General features: G+C 61.7%; 1 protein-coding gene. It reads left to right on the forward strand.

Annotated elements, in window-relative coordinates:
* Positions 1 to 629: integrase core domain-containing protein (locus SO180_RS42455; protein ID WP_449384717.1), on the forward strand; the 629-nt coding region annotated here is incomplete at both ends.

A 629-nucleotide genomic window follows, 5' to 3' on the forward strand; every position in this document is an offset into this window, starting at 1 on the left:
GCCGCGCCATCGCGCGCGCGGCACGCCGCTGTCGCAGGGCACGCTTCCCAACGATCTGTGGTGCACCGACTTCAAGGGCGAGTTCAAGCTCGGCAATGGCCGATACTGTTATCCGCTGACCGTCACGGACCATGCCTCGCGCTTCCTGCTGCTCTGCGAGGCGCTCGATTCCACCCGCGAAGATCCTGCAATTACTGCCTTCGAGCGCCTGTTTCGCGAACGCGGTCTGCCGCTTGCCATCCGCTCCGACAATGGCGTGCCATTTGCCAGTGCCAATGCCTTGTTCAATCTCTCAAAGCTGTCGGTGTGGTGGCTCAGGCTCGGCATTGCGATCGAGCGCATCAAGCCAGGCCATCCGCAGCAGAACGGCCGTCATGAGCGCATGCATCTCACGCTCAAAAAAGAAGCCACCAGACCGCCGGGGTCCAATAGCCTCCAGCAGCAGGATCGCTTTGACAGCTTCAGGCACGAGTTCAACCACGAACGTCCCCACGAGGCTCTCGACATGAAGCGCCCCGCAGACATCTACACGGCCTCGACACGCCGCTATGATGGCCTGCCCGGACTGACCTATCCCTTCCACGATCGAGATGTCGTCATCACATCCTGCGGCCGCCTTTGTCTGCACC

This window comes from Bradyrhizobium sp. UFLA05-112, assembly GCF_053572325.1.